A 6848-nucleotide genomic window follows, 5' to 3' on the forward strand; every position below is an offset into this window, starting at 1 on the left:
GGGCCTCTCCCCTGTTTCTTTTTCTCCTTTGCGGGCCCCGGCCCCCCCCTTCCCCCCCACCCACGAAGGGGCTAGGAGCGGCGGAGGGCCGCCGTGCGCTGGGCGAGCATGCGCTCGCGCGCCTCGCCCTCCTCCCACTTCTCCTCGCCGATGTCCTCGAGGATGCGGTTCAGGTCGGCCACCGAGCCGAAGTCGATGACGATGCGGCCGCTCTTCGCGTTCAGGTCCACCCGCACGCGGGTGTCGAACCGCGAACCCAGGCGCTCGGCGATGTGGTCGAGCCCCTCGTTGCGACGGCCGGTGGACTTCTTCGGCTTCGTCGGGCCGGCCATGCGGATCGCCGCCGCCTCCGCCTGGCGCACGTTCAGGTCCTCGGCGACGATCTTGTCGACCAGCTGGTCCATCAGCTCGGGGTCGACGACCGACAGCACCGCGCGCGCGTGGCCCTGGGTGATGACGCCGGCCGCGACCTTCCGCTGGATGTGCTCGGGCAGGCGCAGCAGCCGGATCGTGTTCGTGATCGTCGTCCGGTTGCGCCCGATGCGCATCCCGAGCTCCTCGTGCGTGATGCCGAAGTCGTCGATGAGCTGCTGGTACGCGCTCGCCTCCTCCAGCGGCGTCAGCTGGAGGCGGTGGAGGTTCTCGAGGAGCGCCTCCTGCAGCATCTGGTCGTCGGCGGTCTCCTTGACGACCGCGGGCACGAAGCGGAGCCCAGCGGCCTTTGCCGCCCGGAGCCGGCGCTCGCCCATGACGAGCTCGAACTTCGCGCTCTCGCCGCTCGGCAGCGGGCGCACGACGATCGGCTGCAGGACGCCGTTCTCCTGCACCGACTGCACCAGCTCGGCGAGCGCCTGCTCGTCGAACTCGCGACGCGGCTGCTGCGGGTTCGGGCGCACGTCGTCCGGGACGAGCGCGACGAGCCGCAGGCCGGGCACGGGCTGCAGATCGTCGGCCGGGGCCTCGGCGGCGCGTCCGAAGTAGACGTCGGAGGGGCGCGTCTGCTCGAGCGACCGGTCGTCGTCCGGCATGAGCAGCGCACCGATGCCGCGGCCGAGCCGCTGCTGCCGCGCCGGGGCCGCCTGCCCCGACGTCCTGGGCGCGCTCACGCGGCCGCTCCGCGGCGGGCGATCTCGCCAGCGGCTTCGAGGTACGACAGCGCCCCCGGCGAGTTCGGGTCGTACGTGATCACGCTCTGCCCGTGGCTCGGCGCCTCCGAGATGCGCACGGCCCGCGGGATGACGCTCCCGAGCACCTGCTGCGGGAAGTGCTTGCGCACGTCCTCGGCGACGTCGTTCGCGAGCCTGGTCCGCGCATCGAACATCGTGAGCAGGATCGTCGAGACCGTGAGCTGCGGGTTGAGGTGCTTCTCGATCAAATCCACGTTCCGCAGGAGCTGCGAGAGCCCCTCGAGCGCGTAGTACTCGCACTGGATCGGGATCAGGACCTCCGTCGCCGCCACGAAGGCGTTGATCGTGAGGAGCCCGATCGACGGCGGGCAGTCGATGAACACGTAGTCGAACGGCTCGTCGGCGGACTGGAGGTAGGCGTTCAGCGCCGTACGGAGGCGCTGCTCGCGCGCGACGAGGGAGACCAGCTCGATCTCGGCGCCCGCGAGGTGGATCGTGGCCGGGGCGCACCAGAGGGAGTCGAACTCCGGGCTCTTCTGCACCACGTCGGAGAGGGGTGCGTCGCCCACGATCACGTCGTAGACGCTGATGGTGTCGTGCCGGTGCTCGACGCCGAGCGCCGTGGAGGCGTTGCCCTGGGGGTCGAGGTCGATCGCGAGCACGCGCATGCCGGACTTGGCGAGCGCAGCGGCGAGGTTCACGGTCGTCGTCGTCTTGCCGACGCCGCCCTTCTGGTTCGCCACGGTGAACACCCGCGTCGCGCGCGGCCTGGGCAGGGCGTTGCCCTTCAGGCGGGCACGGCGTGCGGTGAGGTCCGCGAGCTCCCGGGCGAGGGGCGTCGACTCGTCGAATCCCGACCCTCGCGAGTCGAGCGCTGAGCTGGGTGTCACTTCGATCCTCAGTCTCCTGGCGGTATCCCCCGGACAGGGGTCAGTTCGGCAGGGTAGCCATCAGGACTCGGGTTTCCAGGGACGCCATGCCGCGTCCGGCGATCTCGACCCTGACGTCGCGGAGCCCGAGGCGGCGCACCACCTTGTCGGCCTTCGCCAGCTCCGCCTCCACGGACGCCCCCTTGAGGAGCGCCAGGAGGCCACCCGGTCGGCCGAGCGGCGCGGTGATGGGCAGCAGGCCGCTCAGCGCGCCGACCGCGCGGGCGGTGACCACGTCGAACCGGCCGGGCGCCGTCTCCTCGGCCCTCGCGCGCTCGACGACCACGTTCTCGAGTCCGAGCCGGTCCCGCTCCTCCTCGAGCCAGGCGACACGGCGCTCCATCGGCTCGATCAGGGTCATCCGGAGGTCGGGACGCGCGGCGGCCAGCACGAGCCCTGGCAGTCCGGCGCCGCTGCCGACGTCCGCGACGGTCGCGCCCTGCGGGATGAACGGCGCCAGCAGGCCGCTGTTCAGCACGTGCCGGGACCACAGTCGTCCCGGCTCGAGCGGACCGATCAGCCCGAGCACGACGCCGCGCTCGCCGAGGTCGGTCGCGTACCGGCGGACGACCGGCAGGCGGTCGCCGAACACCGCGGCCGCCTCCGCCGGCTCCGCCTCCGGGGCGGTCTCGGCGTCGGGGACGGGGTGCCCGGTCACGCCGAGGTCAGCACGATGTGCCGGTCGCCGCCTTCGCCTTCCGAGTGGGACTGCATCCCGCGCTCGGCAGCCAGGTCGTGCACGAGCTTGCGCTCGTAGGACGACATCGGTGCGAGCGGCACCGCGGCCGCCCCCTCCGCGATCTCGGTCGCGGCGCGCTCGACCAGCGCGGCGAGCTCGCGGGAGCGCTGATCGCGGCTCCCGCCGATGTCGAGGGTGAGCCGCGCGAACCCGCCGGTCCTCGTCTGCACGGCGAGGCGCGCCAGCTCCTGGAGCGCACCCACCGTCGCGGGGCCGGACAGCAGCCGGAGATCGCCACCGGTGACCTTCACGGTCGTGCGGCCGCCCTCGTCCTCGATCTCGATGTCACCGTCGAGGTCCGCGATGTCGAGGAGCTCCTCGATGTAGTCGGCGGCGATGTCGCCCACGTCCCCGGAGGCGTCGTCCAGGGCCTCCTGCAGGCCCTCGACGTCGTCCTCCACGGGTGCGGCCGCGCGCTGCTCGTCGGTCATGCCCGTCGTTCTCCCGTCCGCTTCGAGCGCGTCCTGCCGACCGGCTGGTTGCGCTGGGTATTGACCTTGGGCTGGGGTGCGGCGATCTCCGGGGCCTCCAGGGGCTCACCGGTGCGCTCGCGCCGACGCTCGGCCTTCTTGGCCAGCCGGACCTCGCGCGCCTTCGCGGCCTCGCTGCCGGGGGTGGGCGAGTTGCGGATGACGACGAACTGCTGGCCCATCGTCCACAGGTTCGAGAAGACCCAGTAGAACATCACGCCGAGCGGGAACGCGATGCCCGAGAAGATGAAGACGAGCGGCAGGACGTAGAGCAGCATCCGCTGCTGCCGGTACATGGGGCTCGCCTTCGTCTCCGGCGAGACGTTCTTCGACATGATCTGCAGCTGCGTGATGAACTGCGTCACGGTCATCAGGGCGACCATGAAGATGCCGATGACGACCACCAGCAGGTCCGAGCCGGTGCCGCCGGAGCCGAGGGCGTTCACCCCGCTCCCGATGGTCTCGTGCAGCGGCGCGCCGAACAGCTTCGAGGCGCCGAACGAGCCGGCCAGCTGCGGCGTCAGCAGTCCGACGCCGCCGGCCTTCGGGTCCCGCTGCGCGGTCTCGAGCACCTGGAACAGGCTGAAGAAGATCGGCATCTGCGCGACGAGCGGCAGGCAGGAGGAGAAGGGGCTCGTACCGTGGTGGCGGTAGAGCTCCATCGTCTCCCGGCTCATCGCCTCCCGGGAGAACTGGTCGCGCTTGCCCTTGTACTTCTCCTGGATCTTCTTCAGCTGGGGCGCGAGCTCGAGCATCTTGCGCTGGCTCTTGATCTGCCGCACGAAGAGCGGGATGAGGGCCGACCGCACGACGATGACGAGCCCCAGGATCGACAGAATCCAGGTGAGGCCGTCCGCGGGGTCGAACCCGATCGCGCTCCAGAACGCGTGGAAGCCGACCAGGATCGCTTCGATGACCCATTTGAAGGGCCAGAGCACGTAGCCGAACAGGGCGGCGATGTCCATCGGTTCAGCCTCCCGGCTGCTCTGCAGGCCTCACGAAGCCGTGCGTGGTGATGCGGTACGAGGGGCGCAGTCGCTGTGGCGGGTCGTCGACCCCTCCGCGCGACCACGGGTTGCAGCGGAGCACACGCCACACCGCCAGTGCTGATCCGACGACGACTCCCGACTGCTGCACCGCCTCGAGGGCGTAGCGGGAGCAGGAGGGATGGTACCTGCACACGTCGCCGTACAGGGGCGAGATCACGGCGCGGTACACCCGGAGCACGGCGATCAGCGCGTTCCTGGGGGCGAGCAGCAGCGGGATCATGCCCGCTCCTGCAGCTTCGCGACGAGTCGACGGACCTCGCCGTCGATGGCGCCGAAGTCCGCGGCCGCCGCGGAGGGGAGGACCCGGAACACGACGTCCAGCCCGCGCACGTCCTGCGCGAGCGACCAGCCGACCGCCTTGATCCGGCGACGCACCCGGTTGCGCACCACCGCGTTGCCGACGTTCCTGGCGACGATGACCCCCATCCGCATGGGGGAACCCGGCTCGGACCGACGACCGTAGGCCAGGGTCAGCGACCCGCGCGCCTTCCGACCGGAGCGGACCAGGCCGCGGTAGTCCGTCGCTGCGACGATGCGGTTCGCCTTGGCGAGCACGGGTGAGAGGGGCGCGCCCCTACGCCGAGAGCTCGGTGCGGCCCTTGGCGCGGCGCGCGGACAGGATGGCGCGGCCGGCGCGGGTGCGCATGCGCAGGCGGAAGCCGTGCACCTTGGCGCGGCGGCGGTTGTTCGGCTGGAACGTGCGCTTCGTCACTGCGGTCACCTCTTGATCGGATGCACCGGAAACCCCCGGAAGAACCCGGGTCGGCGCAGAAGTCGTGGGGCGCATGGAACTGCGCCGCGGAACCGGAACACAGTACACCACGCAGCGGACGCCCCTCGGACGAGGGGTGAATTCCACAGGTGTGATTCTCCGTTGTCCCCAGGTCTGGGCGCGTCGTTCCGGGCGTGTCCACGGCGTTTCTCCACACATCGGGAAAAGGCCTGTGGAGACTTGCTCGGAGAAGAAGACGGGCGTTACGGTTGGCCCTCGCCGCTCCCGGTACCCGACGGAGCGCGGGTCTCGCGCAGCGCTTCAGCGCGCTCGGCTTCTGTGATGCACGCCGAGTCCAGTGGGGAGGGAGGAGCCGATGACGGAGGTCGCCGTGGACGCGTGGGGCCGGATCCGGGTCGCCCTCGCGAACGACTCCCGCGTCGGACCGCAGCTCCAGGGCTTCATCAACCTCGTCGAGCCGAAGGGCGTCATGGCCGGCGTCCTCTACCTCGAGGTGCCGAACGACTTCTCGCGGTCGATGCTCGAGCAACGCGGGCGCCTCCCGCTGGCGGAGGCCATCGGCGGCCTCGAGGACGAGTTCGAGATCCACACCTTCGCGGTGACCGTCAACCCCGACATCGTTCCGCAGTACGGCTCGGCCGAGCCGCCTCCCGCGCCCGCGGCGTCCGCAGCACCGGCGCGCGCCACCGCAGCCCAGGTCGAGGCCGCACCGGAGGTGCCGGTGGTCACGGCCGGCACCGAGTCCCGGCTCAACGAGCGCTACACGTTCGAGACCTTCGTCATCGGCGCCTCGAACCGCTTCGCGCACGCGGCCGCGTTCGCGGTGGCGGAGTCGCCGGCGAAGGCGTACAACCCCCTCTTCATCTACGGCGACTCCGGGCTCGGCAAGACGCACCTGCTGCACTCCATCGGGCACTACTCGATGGGGCTCTACCCGGGCATCCGGGTGCGGTACGTCTCGAGCGAGGAGTTCACGAACGACTTCATCAACTCGATCGCGACGAACCGGACCCAGCAGTTCCAGGCCCGGTACCGCGACGTCGACATCCTGCTGATCGACGACATCCAGTTCCTCTCGGGCAAGGACTCCACGCAGGAGGCCTTCTTCCACACCTTCAACACGCTGCACGACCACAACAAGCAGGTCGTCATCACCTCGGACCTCGCGCCGCGTCAGCTGACCGGCTTCGAGGACCGCATGCGGTCCCGGTTCGAGCAGGGGCTCATCACGGACGTCCAGACGCCCGATCTCGAGACCCGCATCGCGATCCTCCGGAAGCGCGCCCAGAACGACCAGCTGCAGGTGCCCGACGACATCCTCGAGTTCATGGCCTCGAAGGTCTCGAGCAACATCCGGGAGCTCGAGGGCACCCTGATCCGGGTCACCGCGTTCGCGAGCTTGACGCGGGCGCCCGTGGATCTCGCGCTCGTGCAGACCGTGCTGAAGGACCTGATCACGCTCGACGAGGACAACGTCATCGCGCCGGGCGACATCATCGAGGCCGTCGCCTCCTACTTCAAGCTCTCGACCGACGACCTGTTCGGCGCGAGCCGATCGCAGCAGATCGCGTCGGCCAGGCAGATCGCGATGTACCTGTGCCGCGAGCTGACGAGCCTGTCGCTGCCGAAGATCGGTCAGCTGTTCGGCGGTCGCGACCACACCACCGTGATGTACGCGAACAAGAAGATCAGCGAGCTCATGAAGGAGCGGCGCTCGATCTACAACCAGGTCACCGAGCTCACGAGCAGGATCAAGCAGGAGCAGCGCTTCCGCCGCTAGCCGCCGTCGGGCCTCGGATCG

At 70.2% G+C, this 6848-nt stretch carries 8 protein-coding genes and 1 pseudogene; 1 reads left to right on the forward strand and 8 read right to left on the reverse strand.

Going from position 1 to position 6848, the window contains the following annotated elements; all coding sequences use genetic code 11:
- Positions 1–71: 71 nt before the first annotated feature.
- From ACTHLI_RS15340 to rpmH, 8 genes are all read right to left on the reverse strand, one after another.
- Positions 72–1028, reverse strand: a complete 957-nt coding sequence (locus ACTHLI_RS15340; RefSeq protein WP_440185535.1) for a ParB/RepB/Spo0J family partition protein — start codon at positions 1026–1028, stop codon at positions 72–74.
- A gap of 74 nt (positions 1029–1102) precedes the next feature.
- Positions 1103–2017: a ParA family protein gene (locus tag ACTHLI_RS15345; RefSeq protein ID WP_440185523.1), complete on the reverse strand. Its 915-nt coding sequence runs from the start codon at positions 2015–2017 to the stop codon at positions 1103–1105.
- 40 nt (positions 2018–2057) lie between these two features.
- Positions 2058–2714: a 16S rRNA (guanine(527)-N(7))-methyltransferase RsmG gene (gene rsmG / locus ACTHLI_RS15350; protein WP_440185525.1), complete on the reverse strand. Its 657-nt coding sequence runs from the start codon at positions 2712–2714 to the stop codon at positions 2058–2060.
- Complete coding sequence (locus ACTHLI_RS15355; protein WP_440185527.1) at positions 2711–3226, reverse strand: Jag family protein; 516 nt, start codon at positions 3224–3226, stop codon at positions 2711–2713. The genes rsmG and ACTHLI_RS15355 overlap by 4 nt, the downstream gene beginning before the upstream one ends.
- A complete protein-coding gene (gene yidC / locus ACTHLI_RS15360; RefSeq protein WP_440185529.1) occupies positions 3223–4230 on the reverse strand; it encodes a membrane protein insertase YidC in 1008 nt (335 codons plus the stop codon). The genes ACTHLI_RS15355 and yidC overlap by 4 nt, the downstream gene beginning before the upstream one ends.
- 4 nt (positions 4231–4234) lie before the next feature.
- Positions 4235–4534 carry a membrane protein insertion efficiency factor YidD gene (gene yidD, locus ACTHLI_RS15365; protein ID WP_440185531.1) on the reverse strand — a complete coding sequence of 100 codons (300 nt, stop codon included), beginning with the start codon at positions 4532–4534 and terminating at the stop codon, positions 4235–4237.
- A complete protein-coding gene (rnpA, locus tag ACTHLI_RS15370) occupies positions 4531–4869 on the reverse strand; it encodes a ribonuclease P protein component (RefSeq protein WP_440185533.1) in 339 nt (112 codons plus the stop codon). Before rnpA ends, yidD begins: the two co-directional genes overlap by 4 nt.
- 19 nt (positions 4870–4888) lie before the next feature.
- Positions 4889–5026 (reverse strand): 50S ribosomal protein L34, encoded by a 138-nt coding sequence (gene rpmH / locus ACTHLI_RS15375; protein WP_119480445.1) that lies wholly within the window; start codon positions 5024–5026, stop codon positions 4889–4891.
- A 436-nt stretch (positions 5027–5462) separates the two neighbouring features.
- On the opposite strand from rpmH, the pseudogene dnaA reads away from it, so the two are divergent.
- A pseudogene (gene dnaA, locus ACTHLI_RS15380) lies at positions 5463–6827 on the forward strand (chromosomal replication initiator protein DnaA); the annotation flags it as partial.
- Positions 6828–6848 lie beyond the last annotated feature (21 nt).

The organism is Amnibacterium sp. (assembly GCF_051956055.1).
GTDB lineage: Bacteria > Actinomycetota > Actinomycetes > Actinomycetales > Microbacteriaceae > Amnibacterium.